Annotated in this window: 18 protein-coding genes and 1 pseudogene; 11 read left to right on the forward strand and 8 right to left on the reverse strand. The window is 66.5% G+C overall.

What is annotated here, in order from left to right:
- Window positions 1–94: 94 nt before the first annotated feature.
- The 3 genes and pseudogenes from A9179_RS11330 to cobA form a co-directional block, all read left to right on the forward strand.
- Window positions 95–1,303, forward strand: a pseudogene (locus tag A9179_RS11330) (NAD(P)/FAD-dependent oxidoreductase); the annotation flags it as partial.
- Window positions 1,304–1,337: 34 nt separating this feature from the next.
- Window positions 1,338–4,079, forward strand: coding sequence for a nitrate reductase (locus tag A9179_RS11335; RefSeq protein WP_394354728.1), 2,742 nt, complete (start codon window positions 1,338–1,340; stop codon window positions 4,077–4,079).
- A gap of 10 nt (window positions 4,080–4,089) precedes the next feature.
- Window positions 4,090–4,860, forward strand: a complete 771-nt coding sequence (gene cobA / locus A9179_RS11340) for a uroporphyrinogen-III C-methyltransferase (protein WP_187805905.1) — start codon at window positions 4,090–4,092, stop codon at window positions 4,858–4,860.
- Window positions 4,861–5,217: 357 nt separating this feature from the next.
- Here cobA and A9179_RS11345 read toward each other — a convergent pair whose 3' ends face one another.
- The 6 genes from A9179_RS11345 to A9179_RS11370 form a co-directional block, all read right to left on the reverse strand.
- Window positions 5,218–5,568, reverse strand: a complete 351-nt coding sequence (locus A9179_RS11345; RefSeq protein ID WP_187805906.1) for a hypothetical protein — start codon at window positions 5,566–5,568, stop codon at window positions 5,218–5,220.
- Window positions 5,569–5,657: 89 nt separating this feature from the next.
- Window positions 5,658–5,816 carry a DUF2986 domain-containing protein gene (locus tag A9179_RS11350; RefSeq protein ID WP_187805907.1) on the reverse strand — a complete coding sequence of 53 codons (159 nt, stop codon included), beginning with the start codon at window positions 5,814–5,816 and terminating at the stop codon, window positions 5,658–5,660.
- A 165-nt stretch (window positions 5,817–5,981) separates the two neighbouring features.
- Window positions 5,982–7,634 carry an AMP-binding protein gene (locus A9179_RS11355; RefSeq protein WP_187805908.1) on the reverse strand — a complete coding sequence of 551 codons (1,653 nt, stop codon included), beginning with the start codon at window positions 7,632–7,634 and terminating at the stop codon, window positions 5,982–5,984.
- 116 nt (window positions 7,635–7,750) lie between these two features.
- On the reverse strand, window positions 7,751–8,209 hold the full coding sequence (gene sixA, locus A9179_RS11360) for a phosphohistidine phosphatase SixA (RefSeq protein WP_187805909.1): 459 nt from the start codon (window positions 8,207–8,209) through the stop codon (window positions 7,751–7,753).
- On the reverse strand, window positions 8,206–8,553 hold the full coding sequence (locus tag A9179_RS11365; RefSeq protein ID WP_187805910.1) for a DUF4389 domain-containing protein: 348 nt from the start codon (window positions 8,551–8,553) through the stop codon (window positions 8,206–8,208). Before A9179_RS11365 ends, sixA begins: the two co-directional genes overlap by 4 nt.
- A 28-nt stretch (window positions 8,554–8,581) precedes the next feature.
- Window positions 8,582–9,604, reverse strand: a complete 1,023-nt coding sequence (locus A9179_RS11370; protein WP_187805911.1) for an NAD(P)H-dependent glycerol-3-phosphate dehydrogenase — start codon at window positions 9,602–9,604, stop codon at window positions 8,582–8,584.
- 127 nt (window positions 9,605–9,731) lie between these two features.
- Here A9179_RS11370 and A9179_RS11375 point away from each other — a divergent pair, with 127 nt between their 5' ends.
- The 5 genes from A9179_RS11375 (at window position 9,732) to fabB (ending at window position 16,621) form a co-directional block, all read left to right on the forward strand.
- Window positions 9,732–11,855 (forward strand): TonB-dependent receptor plug domain-containing protein, encoded by a 2,124-nt coding sequence (locus A9179_RS11375; protein WP_187805912.1) that lies wholly within the window; start codon window positions 9,732–9,734, stop codon window positions 11,853–11,855.
- 46 nt (window positions 11,856–11,901) lie between these two features.
- On the forward strand, window positions 11,902–12,789 hold the full coding sequence (locus tag A9179_RS11380; RefSeq protein ID WP_187805913.1) for an ABC transporter substrate-binding protein: 888 nt from the start codon (window positions 11,902–11,904) through the stop codon (window positions 12,787–12,789).
- Window positions 12,786–14,708, forward strand: a complete 1,923-nt coding sequence (locus tag A9179_RS11385) for an ATP-binding protein (protein WP_187805914.1) — start codon at window positions 12,786–12,788, stop codon at window positions 14,706–14,708. Before A9179_RS11380 ends, A9179_RS11385 begins: the two co-directional genes overlap by 4 nt.
- A 168-nt stretch (window positions 14,709–14,876) precedes the next feature.
- The gene (gene fabA / locus A9179_RS11390) at window positions 14,877–15,392 is read left to right on the forward strand and encodes a 3-hydroxyacyl-[acyl-carrier-protein] dehydratase FabA (RefSeq protein WP_187805915.1); all 516 of its coding nucleotides are present in this window, start codon (window positions 14,877–14,879) and stop codon (window positions 15,390–15,392) included.
- Between the two features lie 11 nt (window positions 15,393–15,403).
- Window positions 15,404–16,621, forward strand: coding sequence for a beta-ketoacyl-ACP synthase I (gene fabB / locus A9179_RS11395; RefSeq protein ID WP_187805916.1), 1,218 nt, complete (start codon window positions 15,404–15,406; stop codon window positions 16,619–16,621).
- A gap of 55 nt (window positions 16,622–16,676) precedes the next feature.
- On the opposite strand, the gene A9179_RS11400 is transcribed toward fabB, so the two are convergent.
- Both A9179_RS11400 and A9179_RS11405 read right to left on the reverse strand, forming a co-directional pair.
- Window positions 16,677–18,302 carry a methyl-accepting chemotaxis protein gene (locus A9179_RS11400; RefSeq protein ID WP_187805917.1) on the reverse strand — a complete coding sequence of 542 codons (1,626 nt, stop codon included), beginning with the start codon at window positions 18,300–18,302 and terminating at the stop codon, window positions 16,677–16,679.
- Between the two features lie 124 nt (window positions 18,303–18,426).
- Window positions 18,427–18,891 (reverse strand): DUF3859 domain-containing protein, encoded by a 465-nt coding sequence (locus A9179_RS11405; RefSeq protein ID WP_187805918.1) that lies wholly within the window; start codon window positions 18,889–18,891, stop codon window positions 18,427–18,429.
- A gap of 142 nt (window positions 18,892–19,033) precedes the next feature.
- Between A9179_RS11405 and A9179_RS11410 the strand changes: the two genes are divergently transcribed.
- From A9179_RS11410 to A9179_RS11420, 3 genes are all read left to right on the forward strand, one after another.
- Window positions 19,034–19,891, forward strand: a complete 858-nt coding sequence (locus A9179_RS11410; protein WP_187805919.1) for a substrate-binding periplasmic protein — start codon at window positions 19,034–19,036, stop codon at window positions 19,889–19,891.
- 134 nt (window positions 19,892–20,025) lie between these two features.
- Entirely contained in the window at window positions 20,026–21,420 is a 1,395-nt protein-coding gene (locus A9179_RS11415) for a methyl-accepting chemotaxis protein (RefSeq protein ID WP_187805920.1), read from the forward strand.
- Window positions 21,421–21,473: 53 nt separating this feature from the next.
- Window positions 21,474–21,869: an OsmC family protein gene (locus tag A9179_RS11420; protein WP_187805921.1), complete on the forward strand. Its 396-nt coding sequence runs from the start codon at window positions 21,474–21,476 to the stop codon at window positions 21,867–21,869.

Consider the following 21,869-nt stretch of genomic DNA (forward strand, 5'->3'; position numbering starts at 1 on the left):
CCGATCGATCGGGACAGGACAAAGGCGTCCTCGCTAGGCAACTAGCGGGACGCCTTTTTTGTTGCTCACGATTTTTACCCAGGAGATGGCCGGCATGAAAAAACTCAAGCTGGTAATGGTTGGCAACGGTATGGCCGGCGTGCGGACGCTGGAGGAGCTGCTCAAGCTCGCTCCCGACCTCTACGACATCACCGTGTTCGGGGCCGAGCCGCACCCGAACTACAACCGCATCCTGCTCTCGCCGGTACTGGCCGGCGAACAGTGCTTCGATGAAATCGTCCTCAACGGCATCGACTGGTACCGCGAGCACGGCATCGACCTGCGCCTGGGCCGCAAGGTGATCAACGTCGACCGCAAGAAGCGCGTGGTCACCGCCGACGACGGCAGCACCGCCGAATACGACCGCCTGATCCTCGCCACCGGCTCCAACCCCTTCATCCTGCCGGTGCCGGGCAACCGCCTGGAAGGCGTGATCGCCTACCGCGACATCGCCGACACCGAGAAAATGATGGAAACCGCCCGCACCCATAGCCACGCGGTGGTCATCGGTGGCGGCCTGCTCGGCTTGGAAGCGGCCAACGGCCTGCGCCAGCGCGGCATGGACGTGACCGTGGTGCACCTGGCCGACTGGTTGCTGGAGCGCCAGCTGGACAAGACTGCCGGCAAGCTGCTGCAACAGGCGCTGGAGGCCCGTGGCATCCACTTCCGCCTGAGCGAGCAGACCGAAGAGCTGCAGGACTACGGCAACGGCCGCGTCTGCGCCGTGCAGTTCAAGGGTGGCGACGTGATCCCCGCCGACCTGGTGGTGATGGCCGCTGGCATCCGCCCCAACACCGAACTGGCCGAGAAGATGGGCATCCCGTGCAACCGCGGCATCCTGGTCGACGACTGCCTGCAAACCTACGACCCGCGCGTCTATGCGGTCGGCGAATGCGCCAACCATCGCGGCATCGCCTACGGCCTGGTCGCCCCGCTGTTCGAGCAGGCCAAGGTCTGCGCCAACCACCTGGCCATGCTAGGTACCGCGCGCTACCAGGGCTCGGTGATCTCGACCAAGCTCAAGGTCACCGGTATCGACCTGTTCTCCGCCGGCGACTTCATGGGCGGCGACGGCACCGAGACCATCACCCTCTCCGACCCCATCGGCAGCGTGTACAAGAAGCTGGTGATCAAGGACGACGTGCTGGTCGGCGGCTGCCTGTACGGCGACACCCTGGACGGCAGCTGGTACTTCCAGCAAATCTGCGGCAGCGCCAACATCAGCGGCGTGCGTGATCACCTGATGTTCGGCCAGGCCAGCATCGATGCCGCCACCAGCCCAGCCAAGGATGCCGCCCGTGTCTGAGGTCATCCTGCAAGCGGCCGCCACCCCGCCCAGCCAGCTCACCGCCTCGACCTGCTGCTACTGCGGCGTGGGTTGCGGCGTGCTGATCGAGCACGACGGCGAGAAGATCCTCGGCGTGCAGGGCGACCCCAGCCACCCGGCCAACCATGGCAAGCTGTGCAGCAAGGGCTCGACCCTGCACCTGACCGGCGACCTCGACGCCCGCGCCCTGTACCCCGAGCTGCGCCTGGGCAAGGGCCTGGCCCGCAGCCGCAGCGACTGGGACAACGCCCTGGATCACGCCGCCGCAGTCTTCACCGAGACCATCCGCGAGCACGGCCCGGACAGCGTGGCCTTCTACATCTCCGGCCAGCTGCTGACCGAGGACTACTACGCCTTCAACAAGCTGGCGCGGGCCCTGGTTGGCACCAACAACATCGACAGCAACTCGCGTCTATGCATGAGCTCGGCCGTGGTCGGCTACAAGCGCAGCCTGGGTGCCGACGCGCCGCCGTGCAGCTACGAGGACATCGAGCAGAGCGACTGCCTGCTGATTGCCGGCAGCAACATGGCCTACGCCCACCCCATCCTGTTCCGCCGCCTGGAAGCGGCCAAGGCCGCGCGCCCGGACATGCAGATCATCGTGGTCGACCCGCGCCGCACCGACACCTGCGAGCTGGCCGATCTGCACCTGGCGATCCTGCCTGGCACCGACGTGGCCCTGTTCCACGGCATCCTCCACCTGCTGCTGTGGGAAGGCTGGGTCGACCGCGCCTACATCGATGCCCACACCGAAGGCTTCGACGCCCTCAAGACCCTGGTACGCGACTACAGCCCGGCCGCGGTGGCGGAAATCTGCGGCATCGAGCAGAACGACCTGCTGCGCGCCGCCGAGCTGATCGGCAAGGCACCCTCCTTCCTCTCGCTGTGGTGCATGGGCCTCAACCAGTCCACCGCAGGCTCAGCCAAGAACAGCGCGCTGATCAACCTGCACCTGGCCACCGGGCAGATCGGCCGGGTCGGCGCCGGCCCCTTCTCCCTCACCGGCCAGCCCAACGCCATGGGCGGCCGCGAGACCGGCAGCCTGAGCAACCTGCTGCCCGGCCATCGCGAAGCCGGCAATGCCGAGCACCGAGCAGAAGTGGCCCGCTACTGGGGCGTCGACAGCCTGCCGGAAAGCACCGGCCTGACCGCCATTGAGCTGTTCGAGGCGGTGCGCGCTGGCAAGATCAAGGCCCTGTGGATCGCCTGCACCAACCCCGCGCAATCGCTGCCGGATCAGCAGAAAGTCCACGAGGCCCTGGCTGCCTGCCCCTTCGTGGTGGTGCAGGAGGCCTTCTTCACCACCGAAACCTGCCACTACGCCGACCTTCTGCTCCCGGCCGCCAGCTGGGGCGAAAAAGAAGGCAGCGTGACCAACTCCGAGCGGCGCATCACCCATGTGCGCCGCGCCGTGCCAGCGCCCGCAGAGGCGCGGCCGGATTGGGCGATCACCTGTGACTTTGCCCGTCGTCTGGAACAACAGCTCCGCCCCGGCCTGCCCAGCCTGTTCGACTTCGATAGCGCGCAAGCGCTGTTCGAGGAATACAAGCACCTGACCCGCGATCGCGACCTCGACCTCTCCGGCCTGAGCTACGCGATCCTGGATAACCAAGGTCCGCAACAATGGCCGTTCCCGGCCGGCGCCCAGCACGGCACCGCGCGTCTGTACGAGAATGGCCGTTTCCCCACCGCCAGCGGCCGCGCCCAGTTCCTCGCCGAGCCGTACCGCGCGGCCAAGGAACAGCGCGATGCGCGCTATCCGCTGCTGCTCAATACCGGCCGCCTGCGCGACCAGTGGCACGGCATGAGCCGCACCGGCACCGCCGCGCGGCTGTTCGGCCATGCCGAGGAAGCGGTGCTCAGCCTGCACCCGGACGAACTGCGAAACCGGCGCCTGGAGGCCGGCGAGCTGATCGTCCTGCGCAGCCGCCGTGGCGGCCTGATCCTGCCGGTACAAGCCGACGACAGCGTACGTCCCGGCCAGGCCTACCTGCCCATGCACTGGGGCAACCGCTTCCTCAAGGGCCTGGGCACCAACGTACTGACCCAGCCGGCTTTCGACCCGCTGTCCAAGCAGCCGGAGCTGAAGCTCAGCAGCGTCGAGGTGGCCAAGGCCGAGCTGCCCTGGCAGTTCTTCGCCCTGGTCGAGGGCGACGTGCAGCGCCGCTTCGAGGCCCTGCGCCCGCTGTTCGAGGGCTTCGCCTACGCCAGCCTGACCCTTGCCGGCCGCGAGCGTCCGGCCCTGCTGATCAAGGCCGCCAGTGCGGTGGCCCCGCAAGCCGAGCTGCTGGCACAGATCGATGCCCTGCTCGGTGTCGCCGAAGGCCCGGTGCTGGCCTACGACGACCCGCAGCGCACCGTGGGCAAGCGCATACGCATCGAGGATGGGCGCATCACCAGCATCCGCCTGGCCGGCGAAACCGCCGCACGCCACTGGCTCAAGGGCCTGTGGAGCGACGGCCAGGCCGACGCCGGGCTGCGCCGCTGGCTGCTCGCCCCGCTGGCCACGCCACCCGGCAGCAGCGGCAAGCAAGCCAGCAAGATCCTGTGCAACTGCCTGAACGTCAGCGAAGACGCAGTGTGCGCCGGCATCGCCCGCGGCCTCGACCTCAACGGTCTCAAACAGGAGCTGAAATGCGGCACCAGCTGCGGCTCCTGCGTCCCGGAAATCAAACGCCTGCTGGCCAGCGTGCCGGCAGTAGTGAACGCCTGAGGAGATAACCATGAGCGTAAAAGTCTGGCTGGTAGGTGCAGGCCCCGGCGATCCGGAACTACTGACTCTCAAGGCGGTGAAAGCCCTCAACCAGGCCGATATCGTGATGATCGACGACCTGGTCAACCCGGCCGTGCTGGAGCACTGCCCTGACGCACGCATCGTCCCGGTGGGCAAGCGCGGCGGCTGCCGCTCCACCCCGCAGGCGTTCATCCATCGCCTGATGCTGCGCTATGCGCGCCAGGGCAAGTGCGTGGTGCGCCTGAAAGGCGGCGACCCGTGCATCTTCGGCCGCGGCAGCGAAGAAGCCGACTGGCTCACCACACACGGCATCGAGGTGGAAATGGTCAATGGCATCACCGCCGGCCTGGCTGGCGCCACCAACTGCGGCATCCCCCTGACCCTGCGCGGCGTGGCCCGTGGTGTGACCCTGGTCACCGCCCACACCCAGGACGACAGCAGCCTCAACTGGCCGGCCCTGGCCCAGAGCGGTACCACCCTGGTGGTGTACATGGGCGTAGCAAAACTCCCGGAAGTACGCGACAGCCTGCTGGCCGGCGGCATGCGCGCCGACATGCCGGTGGCAATGATCGAAAACGCCTCGCTGCCCCATCAACGCGAGTGCCGCAGCACCCTGGCCGGCATGCAGCAGGCCGCCCACGACTTCCAGCTCAAGAGCCCGGCGATTCTGGTGATCGGCGAAGTGGCCGCGCAGCAACAGGTTAGGGGCTGTTCCCAGTTCGTCGCGGCCACGCCGGAGCCAGTTTGGGCGCAGGGCTAGGCACGAGGAGAGAAGTTTGGTGACTCCAAATGAACGACGAGTAACGACGCACCGCCCCCAAACTGGCCCGGCCCTTCGGGTTGCACGTCAAATAGCGCTATGTGTTGTTGCGGAACTTGGCAAGGGAATGCCATTGCCGGCGTCCCGCGCCTAACCTGGCGCAATTTGCCGCAGCAACGCGGCTCGCTACGAACTGGGAACAACCCCTACAGCTTTGGCAGAGATTGCCTGATCCCCTTCGCTCCTGCGGAGTAGTGCTTAGCCCGGCCAGTTTGGCCGGGCTTTTTTTATCCGCCTGAAACGGCTCATATTGCGTTCAAACACACCGTTCGGAGCAGAGCGCGAAGCTGCATGGACTCACAACAATGCGGGATCCGGGAACGGCAGTTTCTCTTGCGAGCTGCTGGGCTGGGCCACCCAGGTAGAGCCACTGCGGTAGAAGTCCGCCTGGGTCTCCGAGGTGCCCGCGCCGATGCCGATAGCCACGGTGCAAGCCACCTGCCCGGCATGCTCCGCCTCAGTCGCCGCAATACATGTACCCAGCTTGGCCGTGACCTGATCTTGCATCTCGCCCAAGTCGAGCATCTTGACGATGGCCTCGGTCGCTTCCTGCTGGCTGGGTAACGTCAACTGGGCTGGTGCTGATGTTTCGGCATGGACGGTAGCAACAGCCAGGCAGAGCAGAAGAAGAGTCGAGTGAAGTCGCATGTCCATATCCTTGAACCAACGTGTGAATGAGTGGTTAGACCGCCGTCCTAGCAGTGAAGGAAGAGAAAGTAATCGCAGAGGTAAGCGGGTCAGTCTTCAGCAGGCGCGACGAGGTCTTGCTCGGCCGCCAGCTTCAGACGATCCGCCTTGCTGATGTACTTGGGTTTGTTGCTCTTGGGTGCCAGCTTGGCACTGGCCTTTTTGGCGTGGGCCTTTAACAGCTGATTGATCTTCTTGCGCCGATTCATGCTCTTCCACCCGATCTGTAGGCGGGCGAACAATAGCAGATCGGCCGGCTCAGGCCCCGCGGAACAGGCTTGGCACAGGGCACTCACGAGCAGGTGCTTCGAGCGGGAGGATGGAGCGGAACCAGCAGCCCGCGCGGGGACGCGGGCCTTAGCAAGCTGCAGCGCTCAGTGCCACACCACCCCTTCGCGCTTCTGGCCCCAGGCATCGAAATGCGGGCTGTAGGCGCTCTCCACCGAAGCCCGCTTGATCTTCAGCGTCGGCGTGAGGAAGCCGTTGTCCACCGCCCAGACTTCCGGCACCAGCACCAGGCCGTTGAGCTGCTCGTGCTTGTCCAGCACCTGGTTGGTTTCCTCGAGCAGGCGCTTGAGGCTGCCTTCCAGCTGCTCGCGCGGCTCCTTGCGCCCGGCTTCGGACAGCACGCACAGGGCCAGCGGCTGTGGCAGGCCGTCGCCGACCACGCACACCTGCTCGATATGCGAATGCACCGCCAGGCGGTTCTCGATCGGCGCCGGGGCCACGTATTTGCCCTTGCTGGTCTTGAAGATTTCCTTGATCCGCCCGGTCAGGCGCAGGTTGCCTTCAGCGTCCTGCTCGCCCTTGTCGCCGGTGCGCAGGTAGCCGTCCGCGGTCATCGCCTCGGCGGTCTTGCCCGGCTCCTTGTAGTAGCCCTGCATGGTCGAGCCGCTGCGTACCAGCACCTCGCCCTCCTCGCTGATGCGCACTTCCACGCCGGGATTGTTCTGGCCGATCCAGCCCTGCTTGAACTTGCCCGGGCGGCATACGTGGGAGTAACCGCAGTTCTCGGTCATGCCGTAGACCTCCTGCAACTCCAGGCCCAGGCGGCGGTACCAGTTGAGCAGCGCCTCAGGCACCGGCGCGGCGCCGGACAGGCCGTAGCGCACCGCATCCAGGCCCAGGCCGCGCAGTACCTTGCGCCCGATCAGGCGGCCGAGCAGCGGAATGGAAAGCAGCAGGTCGAGCTTCTGCGCCGACATCTTCGAATAGACGCCCATCTGGAACTTGGTCCAGATCCGCGGCACGCCGAAGAATACCGTGGGCCGGGCGCGGCACAGGTCGACCAGGAAGGTATCCAGGCTCTCGGCGAAATACACGGTGAGGCCGCTGTACAGCGAGTTGAGCTCGACGAACATGCGCTCGGCCACATGGCACAACGGCAGGTAGGACAGCACCCGATCCGCCTCGCTGACACCGAACAGCTCGATGGCATGGCTGGCGGTAAAACCGAAATTGCTGAAGTTGTGCATCACGCCCTTGGGCATGCCGGTGGTACCGGAGGTGTAGATGATGGTCGCCAACTGCTCGGGGCCGGGACGCGGGGTGTCCTGGATCGGCGTACAGGCCTGCAGCTCATGCCAGTGCTTGCTGAACTCGCCGGCCGGGTGCAGCGGCATGGCCACGGTCGGCACGCCGGCGGGAATACCCGTCTGCATCGCCGGCCAGTCGTCCAGCTTGCCGATAAAGGCCACCCGCGCCTCGGCATGCTCCAGCACCTGGCGCACGGAGTCGCCGGTGAGGTTGGGATACAGCGGCACCGAGACGTGCCCGGCCATCCAGATGGCCAGATCGGTGATGATCCAGTGCGCACAGTTCTTCGAGATGATGGCGATGCGGCTGCCCGGCTCCAGCTCCAGGCTGCGCAACCAACTGGCCGCCCGCCGTGCCTGCTCGCCGACCTCGGACCAGGTCAGTTCCTCGACCTGGCCATTGCCCAGGGGCTGGATCAGGTAAGTCTTGTTCGGGTGACGCGACTCGCGCTCGAAAAACACTTCGAGCGGTAAACGGACTGCACTGGCCACGGGGCCTCCTTGTTGTTTTTATTGTCACAGGGAGCAACCAAGCACTTGCTTGGTCGAATATTCCACGGGCAACAAGGCAGTGCAAGTGAAGAAATGTATCTGCGGGCGTACAGGCTCTAGCGCGGGTGATACAGCTCGATCTGCTGCATCAGGCCGGCCAGCGGCAGCTCGGCTTCGAGGCCGACCAGGCTGGCGGTGCGCAGGGGAAATGGCAGTTGCAGGTGGCCATGCACCAGCAGTCCGGCCAGGGCGCCGAGCAGGGGGTTGTGGCTGACGATCAGCAATTCGTCGGCGGGATACTGGTCGAGCCGGTTGGCCACATCGCGCGGCGAATCGTCCGGCGTCAGCCAGTCCAGGGTGGTCAGCGGCAGGTCGAGGCCCAGGTGTTCACACACCAGCTCGGCCGTCTGCTGGGCCCGTACATAGGGACTGACCAGAATGCGCTGCAAGGGCCGGCCGCGCAGGCGTTCGGCACTTTGCCGCACTTCGTTGCGGCCATGCTCGGTCAGCGCCCGCTCGGCATCACGGCGCGCATGCGGCTGCGCCTCACCGTGGCGCAGCAGCCACAGCTTCACAGCTTGGGTTCTTCGTCGCGCACCGGGTGCGGCGCCGGCGGGATACTGTGCGGCTCATTGTTTTCCGGGGCGCGCGGGGTCGGCCAGTCGGCAAACGGCCAGGGTTTCTCTTCCGTATTGAAGCTGCCGAAGCGGCCGATCTGCTGCAGGTACTGGCTGAGGCTGTCGCCCAGGCCCTGCAGGCCGGCATTTGGCGCCCCGTAGAACAGGCGATAGCCCAGCTGCAGCAGCACCACGCCGCCGAGGATGATCTCCGCCAGTTGCCAGACGATGGCGAATAGCAGCATCCACAGAATGCGCAGCACGATGGATTCCCGTTCCAGCTCGTTGCTCGGCTCGCTCATGTCACTCTCCTTGTACGCTGTGTGCGGGTCAGAACCCGCTGATCGAAATGAAATCCACGTCGGTTTTCGGCTCGCCGCGCATCAGCGCCTCGATCACCTGGGCCAGGGTACGGCCCTCGAACAGGATGGCATGTAAACCGGCGACCAGCGGCATGTAGACCTGCATTTCCTCGGCCTTGTGCTTGAGCACCTTGAGCGTGTTGACGCCTTCAGCCACTTCGCCCAGGCGCGCCACCGCGTCCTCCAGGCTGAGGCCCTCGCCCAGGGCGAAACCGACCTGGTAGTTGCGGCTCTTCGGCGAGGTGCAGGTGACGATCAGGTCGCCGACGCCGGCCAGGCCGAGGAAGGTCATCGGGTTGGCACCGAGCTTGACGGCAAAGCGGGTCATCTCCGCCAGGGCGCGGGTAATCAGCATGCTTTTGGTGTTCTCACCCATGCCCAGGGCTGCAGCCATGCCGGCGATGATCGCGTAGACGTTCTTCAGCGCCCCGCCCAGCTCGACGCCGAAGCTGTCGCGGCTGGCATAGACGCGGAAGGTGCGGCCGTGCAGGGCTTGCTGCACGCGCTGGCAGAGCTCTTCGTCCTCGCTGGCGATCACCGTGGCGGTCAGTGCATGCTCGGCCACTTCCTTGGCCAGGTTGGGCCCGGACAGCACACCGATGCGCGCCTGCGGCGCCACTTCGGCGAGGATCTGGCTCATCAGCTTGAAGCCGTCGGCCTCGATGCCCTTGGTGGTACTGATCAGCAGCTTGCCGGCCAGCTCGCCGGCCACCGGCTGCAGGGCCTTGCGCAGGGCCGAGGACGGAATGGCGACGAACACCAGTTCGCAGGCCGCCAGGGTCGCCGGCAGATCGTTCAGCGGCTCGACCCCCGGGTGCAGCTTGACGCCCTTGAGGTAGCGCGGGTTCTCACGCTGGGTGCGCATCGCTTCGGCCTGCTCGGGGTCGCGCATCCACTGCAGGACGCGCTGGCCATTCTCGGCCAGCAGATTGGCGATGGCGGTGCCGAAGCTACCGCCGCCCAGCACTGCAACAGGTTGTTGCTCGGTCATAAGGGTTCCAGAACAAGCCATCCACATGGCGAATGGGGGCATTATCACGAACCCTCGGCCGACCGACCAGTCCCGATCGTGACTGTGCCGCACCGGCGCGCTGGCAAACACGGGCATCTCGGTTAACATGCGCGGGCCCGCTCTCGAACAAGGCTGTTCCGTGCGCACCTCGATCCCCTTCTCCCTGCTGGCCCTGCTGGCGGCCTTCCCGGTCTCGGCCGACGACCTGTTCGACGCCGCCGGCGACGTGCCGGAGGTTCTCACCGCCAGTCGCCTGAAGCAGTCGCCCGCGGCGGTGCCGGGCAGCATGACCCTGCTCGACAGCGAGCTGATCAGGGCCTCCGGGGCTCGCGACATTCCCGAGCTGATGCGCCTGGTGCCGGGCATGATGGTCGGCTACCTGAGCGGCAACCAGGCCACGGTCAACTATCACGGCACCAACGTCACCGAGGCGCGGCGTCTGCAGGTGCTGATCGACGGCCGCTCGGTGTACCACCCCGGCCTCGCCACCGTGGACTGGAGCGACCTGCCGCTGGCCATCGAGGATATCGAGCGCATCGAGGTGTTCCGCGGCCCCAACAGCGTCAGCTACGGCTCCAACGCGCTGATGGGGGTGATCAACATCCTCACCCGCGCACCGTCCGCCAGCGAAGGCACTCGCCTCAAGTACACCCAGGGCCAGCGCGGCATCCGCGACTGGTACGCCAGTCAGAACCTAGGCTTGCAGAACGGCGACCTGCGCCTGTCGCTGTCCGGTCAGGAAGACGATGGCTTCGACCACGACGAAAACGGCGCCGACTACCGCGACGGCCGCCGCCTGACCCGCCTCAACCTCACCGCCAGCCACAGCCTGACGCCGGAGCAGACCCTTGACTGGCAATTGGCGGCCAAGGAAGGCAGCAACCAGCGGGCCTACGACTACGAGCCGATCTTCGGCGACATCGAACCCGGCGACGGCGACTCCGACATCGAGGCCCGCGACTATGCCGGCTCGGCGCGCTGGACGATGGACGTCAACCCGCAGCACAGCCTGTATGTCCAGGGCTACGCCCAGCACTGGGAGCGCGAACAGGACTGGCGCGCCTGCGAGGCGGCCATCGCCTTCAGCCCGCAGCTGGCGCAGCTGTTCGCCCTCGGCCCGGACTACGTGGACGTGTTCTCCCGCCACCTGCCCAGCATCCCCAACGGCACTCCGCAGCAGGAAGCGCTAGCCGGGCAGATTCTCGGCCAGCTGTTCAGCGGCGGCCTGCAGACCACTTGTGGGATGGTCAATCAGGACATCCACGAGAGCCGCTACGACCTGGAGCTGCAGGACACCCTGAGCCTGTCCGACGACCTGCGCCTGGTCAGCGGCATCAGCTACCGCCACGACAAGGCCAGCTCCGAAACCTTCTTCAACGGCGACCTGAGCAACGACCTCTGGCGCCTGTTCAGCCAGTTCGAATGGCACCTCGACGAGCACTGGCTGCTGCAGGGCGGCGCCATGTACGAGGACGACCACCTGTCCGGCAGCTCGCTGAGCCCGCGCATCGCCCTCAATTACCTGATCACCCCACGCCACGGCCTGCGCGCGGTGTACTCCGAGGCCCGCCGCTCACCGGACATGTACGAGGACAACGTCGACTGGAGCTACCGCGTACGCGGCCTGCAGCCCAGCGCATTCGGCCAGAGCGATGCCTATTTCTTCGCCCGCGCCCAGGGCTCCGGCGACCTCGACCAGGAAATCATGCGCTCGCGCGAGCTCGGCTATAACGGCCAGTTCGACAATCTGAGCCTGGACATCAAGCTGTTCTACGACGAAATCACCGGCATGATCAGCGACCCGCTGCAGATCGCCGACTTCGCCCCGGACAACAACGACCGCGCCCGCTTCAGTGGCGCGGAAAGTCAGCTGGACTGGCGCCTGAGCCCGGCCGATCGCCTGCGCCTGACCTACGCCTATGTCGACTACAGCGCCACCAGCCGTCAGGACAAGCGCCTCACCGCCAACAACAGCGGCTCGGCCGGCTGGCTGCACGACTGGGGCCAGGGCTGGTCGAGCAGCCTGTTCTATTACGGCGACGACCAGCTCAACCAGTACCGCTTCGAACGCCTCGACCTGCGCGTGGCCAAACTCATACCGCTGGCCCAGACCCAGCTGGAACTGGCCGGGGTCTTGCAACAGCGCCTGGACGACGAACCGCTGACCTGGGTCGAAAACCGCTACGACGAGCGCCACCTGCTCTACTTCAGTGCGGAGCTAGAGTTCTAGGATGCCGCTGTTCGCTTCATGGACGATGGCCAACCGAGGGCCAGGGATGCGCCTCCTCTTCGTGCTTAGCTGCTGCCTGCTGCTCGCCGCGCCCGCTCGCGCGGCCGAGGTCGTGCTCAGCAGCAGCGAAGACACCCCGGCCCTGCGCGCCTTCGCCCTGGCCCTGGCCGAGCGCCGCCCGCAGGATCAGGTGAGCTTCCGCCCGCTCGCCCAGCTCGGCCGGGTTGCCGGACTGCCTGCCGACTGCCGCCTGATCCTGCTCGACCGGCAGGCTCTGGACTGGCGCCTGAGCGACCCGCTCGGCCCGCCGACCCTGGTGCTGCGAGTGTCCCGGGTGGAAGCGCAACGCCTGCTCGGCAATACTCGCCCCGGCCACCTCAGCCTGCTCTGGAGCGATCCGCCGGCGGCCCGCCAGCTGGCCCTGGCGCGCCTGCTGTTGCCGGGCCGCACCCGCATCGGCGTGCTCTACGGTACCGACAGCGCCTTCCTGCTCCCTGAACTGGCGCGCGCTGCCGCTCCGCTCGGCCTGCAGATAGTCGCCCAGGCCTGGACGGACAACCGCGACAGCCGCCCGCTGCTCAGCCTGCTGGCCCGCAGCGACCTGCTGCTGGGCCTCGACGACGCCCAGCTGTACAACAACCGCACCATCAAGAACCTGCTGCTCAGCAGTTATGCCCAGCAACGCATCCTGCTCGGCCCCAGCGCCGGCTTCGTGCGCGCCGGCAGCCTGGCCAGCAGCTACAGCGACCAGGACGACTGGCTCGCCACCCTCGATCAGATGCTCGATCAGGAGCCCCAAGACTGGCCCCGCGAGCTGTACCCTAGCCGCTTCAAGGTGCAGAGCAACCGCCAGGTTGCCCGTGCCCTGGGCATAGAACTGGCCGACGACGCCGAACTGGCGCGGCGGCTGGCCGCAGGAGAGAACACCCCATGAGTTTCGGGCGCAACTGGGACATTCATACCCGCACCCAACTGATCAGCGTCGGCCCGGCCCTGCTGCTGACCCTGCTGCTGACCGGCTTCTTCACCTTCGCCCGGCTGCAGGATCTGCAGCAGGAGCTCAACCACACCGGCCAGCTGATCGCCGACCAGCTGGCACCGGCGGCCGAGTACGGCGTGATTTCCGGCAACCCGCAGGTGCTCGACCACCTGCTGCGCGCCACCCTGAAGACCGCCCATGTGCGCTTCTTAGAAGTGCGCGACCGCGAAGAAAACATCCTGATCTATGTCGAACAGGCCGGTAGCGAGAACAGCGCCACCGTGGAAGTGTTCCACGCGCCGATCCGCCTGCAGCGCATTCCCCTCGACAGCGAGTTCGTGCCGCCGCAGGCGGACAACAGCGACAAGCTGCCGGACGACTACCTGGGCCGGGTGGTGGTCGGCATGTCCAGCGAAGGGCTGACCGCCCAGCAGCAGGACATCCTGCTCAAGGCCACGGTGCTCAGCCTGCTGGCGCTGGTGCTGACCTTCCTCCTCGCCCGCCAGCTGGCCAGCCGCCTGGCACGCCCAATCAGCGCCATGGGCCGCGCCGTGGAAGCGATCCAGGCCGGCGACTACCAGGGGCGCCTGCCGGAAAGCGCCGGCGGCGAGCTGGGCGAACTGGCCCGCCATATCAACAACCTGGCCAGCGGCCTGGCCAGCGCCAGCGGCGAGCAGCAGGCCGCCATGGAACAGCTGATCCTCACCCGCGAACAGGCCGAGCAGGCCAGCCGGGCCAAATCCGACTTCCTGGCCATGATGAGCCACGAGCTGCGCACGCCGATGAACGGCGTGCTGGGTATGCTGCAGCTGCTGGAAACCACCGAGCTGAACCAGGAACAGGCCGAGTACGCGGCCCTGGCCACCGAGTCCACCGAGCACCTGCTCAAGGTGATCAACGACATCCTCGACTTCTCGCGCATCGAGCGCGGCGCCCTGGAGCTGGAGCGCATCCCGTTCAACCTGCTGGAGCTGCTGCAGGGCTCGCTGCAGGTGTTCCAGCACAGCGCCCAGCAACGCGGCCTGTACCTGCGCCTGAACAGCCAGCCGGGACTGGAGGACTTCGAAGTGCAGGGCGACCCGACCCGCATCCGCCAGATCCTGGTCAACCTGCTGGGCAACGCGCTGAAGTTCACCGAGGACGGCGGCATCCGCATCGAGACCCACTGGCAGCCGCTGGACAACGAAGTGCTGTGGTTCACCTGTGCCGTGCACGACAGCGGCATCGGCATCGCCCCGGAGCGCCTGGAGCACATGTTCGACGCCTTCCAGCAGGCCGACACCTCGATCTCGCGGCGCTATGGCGGCACCGGCCTGGGCCTGTCCATCGCCCGCACCCTGGCCGAACGCATGGGTGGCACCCTGCACGCCAGCAGCGAGGAAGGCGCCGGCTCGGTATTCAGCCTGGAAATCCCCCTGCCGTTCCGCCCCCGCAGCAGCGAGCAGAATGCCGAGCAAGCCCTGCAAGGCCAGGCCGGCGACGGCCAGGAAGTGCTGCTGGTGGAGGATAACCCGGTCAATCAGACGGTGATCGAGGCCATGCTGCGCAGCCTGGGCTACCGCGTCACCCTGGTCGGCGACGGCGCCCAGGCGGTGCACAGCTTCAACCCACAGCGCTTCGCCGCGATCCTGATGGACTGCCGCCTGCCGGTGATGGACGGCTACGAGGCCACCCGGCAGATCCGCCAGCTGGCGCCGCACAGCAACATCCCGATCATCGCCCTCACCGCCAACGCCCTGCAGGGCGACCGTGAGGCCTGCTTGCAGGCCGGGATGAACGATTACCTGGCCAAACCATTCAAGCGTGCCGATCTGGAACGTGTCTTGCTGCGCTGGTTGAGCAGTCGCAACCAACGCCAGGAACAGGAGTGCTAGAGTCTGCCTGGCGCATTGCTCGACACCCGGTATACAGGTGTGCACAAGGAACTGTGACTTTCACCAACACGCAACAGTCTATGACTACGCTGCCGACAGACGCCCAGAGCCTGCGGCGACCAGGATGTATCGCTTAGCCCCGTGCGGCGGGGCCATTGAGGAGCTCGCATGACCAAGCAAAACGCCTTCACCCGGGAAGACCTGCTGCGCTGCAGTCGCGGCGAGCTGTTCGGCCCGGGTAATGCGCAACTGCCCGCCCCCAACATGCTGATGATCGACCGCATCGTTCACATCAGCGAAACCGGCGGCAAGTACGGCAAGGGCGAGATCGTCGCCGAGCTCGATATCAATCCGGATCTGTGGTTCTTCGCCTGCCATTTCGAAGGCGATCCGGTCATGCCGGGCTGCCTGGGCCTCGACGCCATGTGGCAACTGGTCGGTTTCTACCTCGGCTGGCAGGGCAACCCCGGCCGCGGCCGTGCCCTGGGCTCCGGCGAAGTGAAGTTCTTCGGCCAGGTGCTGCCCACCGCCAAGAAGATCACCTACAACATCCATATCAAGCGCACCATCAACCGCTCGCTGATCCTCGGCATCGCCGATGGCACCGTCAGCGTCGATGGCCGCGAGATCTACAGTGCCGAAGGCCTGCGCGTCGGTCTGTTCACCTCCACTGACAATTTCTAAGGGTTATCCGCATGCGTCGCGTCGTGATCACCGGTCTGGGCATCGTTTCCTGCCTGGGCAATGACAAAGACACCGTTTCCGCCAACCTGCGCGCTGGCAAGGCGGGTATCCGCTTCAACCCGGCCTACGCCGAGATGGGCCTGCGCAGCCAGGTGTCCGGCTCGGTCGAGCTGAACCTCGAAGAGCTGATCGACCGCAAGGTGCTGCGCTTCATGGGTGATGCCGCGGCCTATGCCTACCTGGCGATGGAACAGGCGATCAAGGACTCCGGCCTCAGCCCGGAGCAGATCTCCAACCCGCGCACCGGCCTGATCGCCGGCTCCGGCGGCGCCTCCACCCTGAACCAGATGGAAGCCATCGACACCCTGCGCGAAAAAGGCGTCAAGCGCATCGGCCCATACCGCGTGACCCGCACCATGGGCAGCACCGTGTCGGCCTGCCTGGCCACGCCGTTCCAGATCAAGGGCGTGAACTTCTCCATCTCCTCGGCCTGCGCCACCAGCGCGCACTGCATCGGCCAGGCCATGGAACAGATCCAGCTGGGCAAGCAGGACGTGGTCTTTGCCGGCGGAGGTGAAGAGGAGCACTGGAGCCAGAGCTGCCTGTTCGACGCCATGGGCGCCCTCTCCACCCAGTACAACGAGACCCCGGAAAAGGCCTCGCGCGCCTACGACGCCAAGCGTGACGGTTTCGTCATCGCCGGCGGTGGCGGCATGGTGGTGGTCGAGGAGCTGGAGCATGCGCTCAAGCGCGGCGCCAAGATCTACGCCGAAATCGTCGGTTACGGCGCTACCAGTGACGGCTACGACATGGTCGCCCCGAGCGGCGAAGGCGCCATCCGCTGCATGCAGCAGGCCCTGGCCACTGTCGACGCGCCGATCGACTACCTGAACACCCACGGTACCTCCACCCCGGTGGGCGACGTGGCGGAAATCCGCGGCGTGCGTGAAGTGTTCGGCACCAAGGCCCCGGCCATCAGCTCGACCAAGAGCCTGTCCGGCCACTCGCTGGGCGCTGCCGGCGTGCAGGAAGCGATCTACTGCATGCTGATGATGGAAGGCAAGTTCATCGCGGCTTCGGCCAACATCGATGAACTCGACCCGGAAGTGGCGGATCTGCCGATCCTGCGCCAGACCCGCGAGAACGCCGAGCTGAACACCGTGATGAGCAACAGTTTCGGCTTTGGCGGCACCAACGCCACCCTGGTGCTGCAACGCTACAAGGGCTGATCTGCCCACTCATGAAAACGGCGCCTGCGGGCGCCGTTTTCATTTGCCGCGCGAACTACAGGCGAAAGCGCCCGACCAGGCCATTGAGGCCGACCGCCAGGCGCGACAGCTCCTGGCTGGCGGCGTTGGTCTGATCGGCCCCGGCCGAGGTCTGCAGCGACAGGTCGCGAATGTTCACCAGATTGCGATCCACTTCCCGCGCCACCTGGGCCTGCTCCTCGGAGGCGCTGGCGATCACCAGGTTGCGCTCGTTGATCGTGGTGATCGCCACGGCGATTTCCTCCAGCGCACTGCCGGCCAGGCGCGCCACTTCCAGGGCCGAATGAGCGTGCCCGGTGCTGTTCTGCATGGCGCTGACCGCCTGCTCGGTGCCCTGCTGGATACCCCCGATCATCTGCTCGATTTCCTGGGTCGACTGCTGCGTGCGCGAGGCCAGCGCCCGCACCTCGTCGGCGACCACGGCAAAGCCACGCCCGGCATCGCCGGCCCGCGCCGCTTCGATGGCCGCGTTGAGGGCGAGCAAGTTGGTCTGCTCGGCAATCGAGCGGATCACATCGAGCACCTGGCTGATGTTGCGCACCTTGCCGGCCAGGATCTCCACCTGATCGGCCGTGCCGGTCACGTCCTCGGCCAGGTGGCTGATGCTGCTCACCGTCTGGCGTACCTGCTCGCAACCGCGCTGGGCAGTGCGGTCGGACTCGCGCGAGGCCTCTGATGTACTCACCGCGTTGCGCGCCACCTCCTCCACCGCCGCCGTCATCTGGTTGACCGCGGTGGCCGCCTGCTCGATCTCGGTGTTCTGCAGGTGCAGGCCACGGGTGGCATCCTCGGTCACTGCGTGCAGTTCCTCGGAGGCCGAGGCCAGCTGGTTGGACGAGTCGGCGATCTGCTGGATGGTCTGGCGCAGGCTCTGCTGCATGCGTTTGAGCGCCTGCAGCAACTGCGCCGGCTCATCGCTCCCGGCAGTGTCGATATGCCCGGTCAGATCCCCCCCGGCCACCACCTGGGCCACCTCCACTGCCTGCACCAGCGGGCGGACGATGCTGCGGGTCAGCAGTACCGCCAGTACCACGGTGATCAGCGCACTCACCACCAGCAGCGTCAGCACCATGCTGACCGCGCTCTCGTAGGCCGCATGGCTCTCGTCCGCCGCCGCCGTGGCACCACGCTTGTTCATCTCGGTCAGCGCCATGAGCGCCTTGGCCATGGCATCGGCGTACTGGTTGAGCACGCCATTGGCAATCGCCAGCGCATCCTCCAGCCGGTTCTGCTGCGAGTGCGCCATGATCTGCTCCTGCTGCCTCAGATAGTCGGACTTGGCCTTGTTGAACAGCTCGTAGGCCTCCTTCTCCTCGCTGCTGGAGATCAGCTTCTGGTAGCGCCCCTCCGACTCGCGCAGCTCCTGCTTCAACGCCACCAGGCGCTGCTCGTTCTGCGCCAGGCTCTGCGGGTCACGGTTGATCAACAGGCGCAGGGTGATGGCGCGGATGCGCAGAATGCTCTGGCTCATCTCATTGAGCGCCTGGATGCTGGGCAGCCAGTTTTCGTTGACCTCGCTGGACTTGGCCTGCATGCGGTTCATCTGCAGCAGCGAGAAGCCCCCCAGAATCAGTACCAGCAGCGCCAGAATGGCGAAGCCGAGCCCGGCACGCGGGGCGATTTTCAGGTTCCTCAGGTACATGGCGACATCCTTGACGAAGGGCAACAGAACCCTAAGCCAAGCAAACCCCATGGCCATCTGCCATGTCGGAAAAGAAAAAGGCCCGTCTGCAAGACAGACGGGCCTTTTTTCCAGCGTCGGCGCCTCAGCGCACCTCGAAGCGCTGCTCGGCCAGCAGGCGATCGCCCTGGAACACCATGAAACGCCACTCGCCCGGCACCACTTCATAGTGCTCAGTGAACTCGAAGGCCATGACGTCCTGCGGCGCGCCCGGCGCCATCTTCTGTACCAGTTCGATCTTGTCCTGGCGCCGGCCGTCCGGGCCGACCAGCCCCGGGGTCAGGTACAGCAGGGTCAGCGGCGCTTCCGCCTCGGTCTTGCCGCTCAGGCGATAGCGCAGGCCGAACTTGGTACCCAGGCGTCCGGGCACTACGTCGGTCTGCTCGATCTGCTGGTTGGCCCGGGTCAGTACTCGCTCGCCCGGTTGCGGATCCTTGATCGGCGCCGCGGCGAATACGCCGTACTCGATCGCTCCTTCGACACGCACATCGGCCATGGCCAGGCTGGACGCCAGGCCCAGCGCCAATGCGCTCAAGCTGAACAGTTTCATCTTGCGCTCCTTGGTTGGGATGGCGCGAGGCTATGACATACGGATGACAACCATGTGACAGTTATCCAGCTCTGCCGCCACGCCACTGGCGCAGCCTGCTGCCAGCGGCCATGCTGCACAGATCGCCACCAAGAGCCTGCCCATGCGCCGCCTGCTGACCCTACTTGCCCTGGCCTGCTGCCTGCCACTGCAGGCAGGCGAACTGCTGACCTACCCGCTGCACTCCGAGGGCGCCGACCCCGAGGCCTATGTGGTCGAGCTGCTGCGCCAGGCCCTGGCCCACAGCGGCGCCGGCCACCAGTTGCAGCCCTCGGCCAAGGCCATGGCGCAGAGTCGCGCCCAGCTGTCGCTGGAGCAAAACGACGGCAGCGTGCAGCTGATGTGGACCATGACCACCCGTGAGCGCGAGCTGAGCATGCTGCCGATCCGCATCCCGATCTACAAAGGTCTGATCGGCTGGCGGGTGATGCTGGTTCGCGAGGAGGATCGCGACTGGCTCAAAGCGGTCGACAGCCTGGCCCAGCTCAAGCCCATGCGCTTCGGCCAGCGCGCCGACTGGCCGGACAGCCACATCCTGCGCAGCAACGGCCTGCAGGTGATCACCAGCCAGAGCTACGAGAGCCTGTTCCGCATGCTCGATGCCGGGCGCTTCGACCTGTTCCCCCGCGAAGTGGTGGTGGCCTGGGACGAACAGCAGCGCGCCAATGCCGCTGGCCTCAAGCTGGCCGTCGACTCGCATATCGTCATCCACTACCCCAGCGCCTTCTACTTCTTCACCTCGCGTGCCCGTGCCGACCTGGCCGGTGACATCCAGCGCGGCCTTGAGGCGATGATCGCCGATGGCAGCTTCGACCGTCTGTTCGAGCAGTACCATGGCGCGACCCTGGCCCAGGCGAAGCTCGGCCAGCGCAAGGTGATCGAGCTGCAGAACCCGGATCTGCCGGAACAGACGCCGTTCGCCCGCAAGGAGCTGTGGTACCGCCCCGACGCACCGAAATAGAGCCGCCCCCGCCCCACTGCCCCGCTCCGACGCGCCCACTTCGCCGCGCTCCCGCCAGCCGCGGCAGGCGGCGCTGGCCAGCTGATGGCACCGTGCTTGCACTGACCGCAGCAGACCATCGAGGGAGACGCACCATGCTGCAGTTGCTGCGCAACCAGACTCGCCGTAACGAACACGAAGAGGCGCTCAGCGCCCTGTTCAACCAGCACGACCTGACCACCCGCCTGGACGAGCAGCAGGCCTGGATGGGCCGCCTCAACCGCTTCAGCGACAGCCTGCACCAGCGCATCCGCACCAGCCTCGGCGCCGCCGTCGGCATTGCTGCCCATGCCCCGCAGCTGGCCCATATCGCCAGCGCCAACCAGGAAAGCGGACAGAGCCTGGCGCAGTCCTCGGAGCTGATCGCCAGTGCCAGCGAACAGGTCACCACCACCCTCGATGCCGAACTGGTGCCCGGTGCGGCCGAGGTCGCCCGGCTCTCCGGCGAGGTCGCCAGCACCCTGCGCCAGTGCCAGCAGAGCGGCCAGGACGTGTTGCGTCAGGTCGATGCCATCGGCGTGTGCGAAAGCCAGCTGAGCAAGGTGATCGATAACCTCACCGGCCAACTGGAAGAGGTCAGCAAGGTGATCGGGGTGATCGCCAGCATTTCCCAACAGACCAATTTGCTCGCCCTCAACGCCGCCATCGAGGCCGCCCGTGCCGGCGAGCATGGCCGCGGCTTCGCCGTGGTGGCCGAGGAAGTGCGGCGCCTGGCCGGGCACACCACCGAAGCCACCGGCCAGGTCGGCCAGATCATCGAGCGCTTCCGCGATGGCATGGGCCAGCTGGCCGACGCCGGCGCCCGCATGCACCGCGCCGTGGAGGACGGCCGCGACGGCATGCTGCAGGTCGGCAACGGCCTGGACAGCACCCGCCAGGCCATGGACAGCCTGGACGAACGGGTCGGCCATATCGCCACCGGCACCGAGCAGATCGGTCAGGCCGTGCGCTCGATCAACGGCGATGTACAGCAGATCGCCCAGGTCGCCGGCGAGTTGCTCGGCAAGGCCGGCCAGGTACTGCGCCACAGCCAGGCGGTGCGCGAGGATGGCGACCGCCTGTTGCAGGGCCTCGGTGACTTCCGCCTGCAGCTGCACCGCTCAGTGCAGGCCGGCGTCGAGCAACTGGCCGGCCAGCCCGCCCTGAGCGGCGAGCTGGGCGCGGCCGAGCGCCTGCTGGCCGACACCCTGCGCCGCGATGCGCGCTTCGAGCTGTTCTACCTGGTCGATGCCAGCGGCGTGCAACTGTCGGAAAACATCTTCGCCGGCGACGTACCGCAACAGGGCGGCCCCTCCTGCCGCGGCCGCAACTGGAGCCAGCGCCCCTGGTTCCGCGCGGTGGCCGAGACACTGCGCAGCCACATCACCCCGGTGTACCGTTCCTCGGCCACCGACGACTTCTGCTTCACCGTATCGGTACCCATCCTCGGCGCCGATGGCCGTCTGCTGCGCGTGCTTGGCGCCGATGTGCGCCTGTCCGTGCTGGTCTGAACCCATGCCCCTGGGCTAGGCTGGTACCAGCCAACCTAGCCTGGGAGTCCCCCATGATCCGCATCAGTACCGAATCCGGCCTGCGCCACAGCATCGCAATCGGCGAGCACCTGCTGCATGCCGATGTCCCCGTCGAATTCGGCGGCGACGCCTCCGGGCCCGAGCCCCATGATCTGTTCGACGCCGCCCTCGGCGCCTGCAAGGCACTGACCCTGATGCTCTACGCCAAACAGAAAGGCCTGCCCCTGGAAGGCCTCGACGTACAGGTGCAGCGCGACGACAGCGAGGAGCGCCAGGGCATCTACCGCCTCAATGTCGAACTGCAGCTGCACGGTGCCTTGGACGACGCCCAGCGCCAGCAACTGCTGCGTATCGCCGACAAATGCCCGGTGCACAAGCTGATGACCAGCACCGAGGTGCAGATCAACACCCAGCTCGGCAGCGACTGA

Source organism: Pseudomonas alcaligenes (genome assembly GCF_014490745.1).
In the GTDB taxonomy this organism is placed as follows: Bacteria; Pseudomonadota; Gammaproteobacteria; order Pseudomonadales; family Pseudomonadaceae; genus Aquipseudomonas; species Aquipseudomonas alcaligenes_C.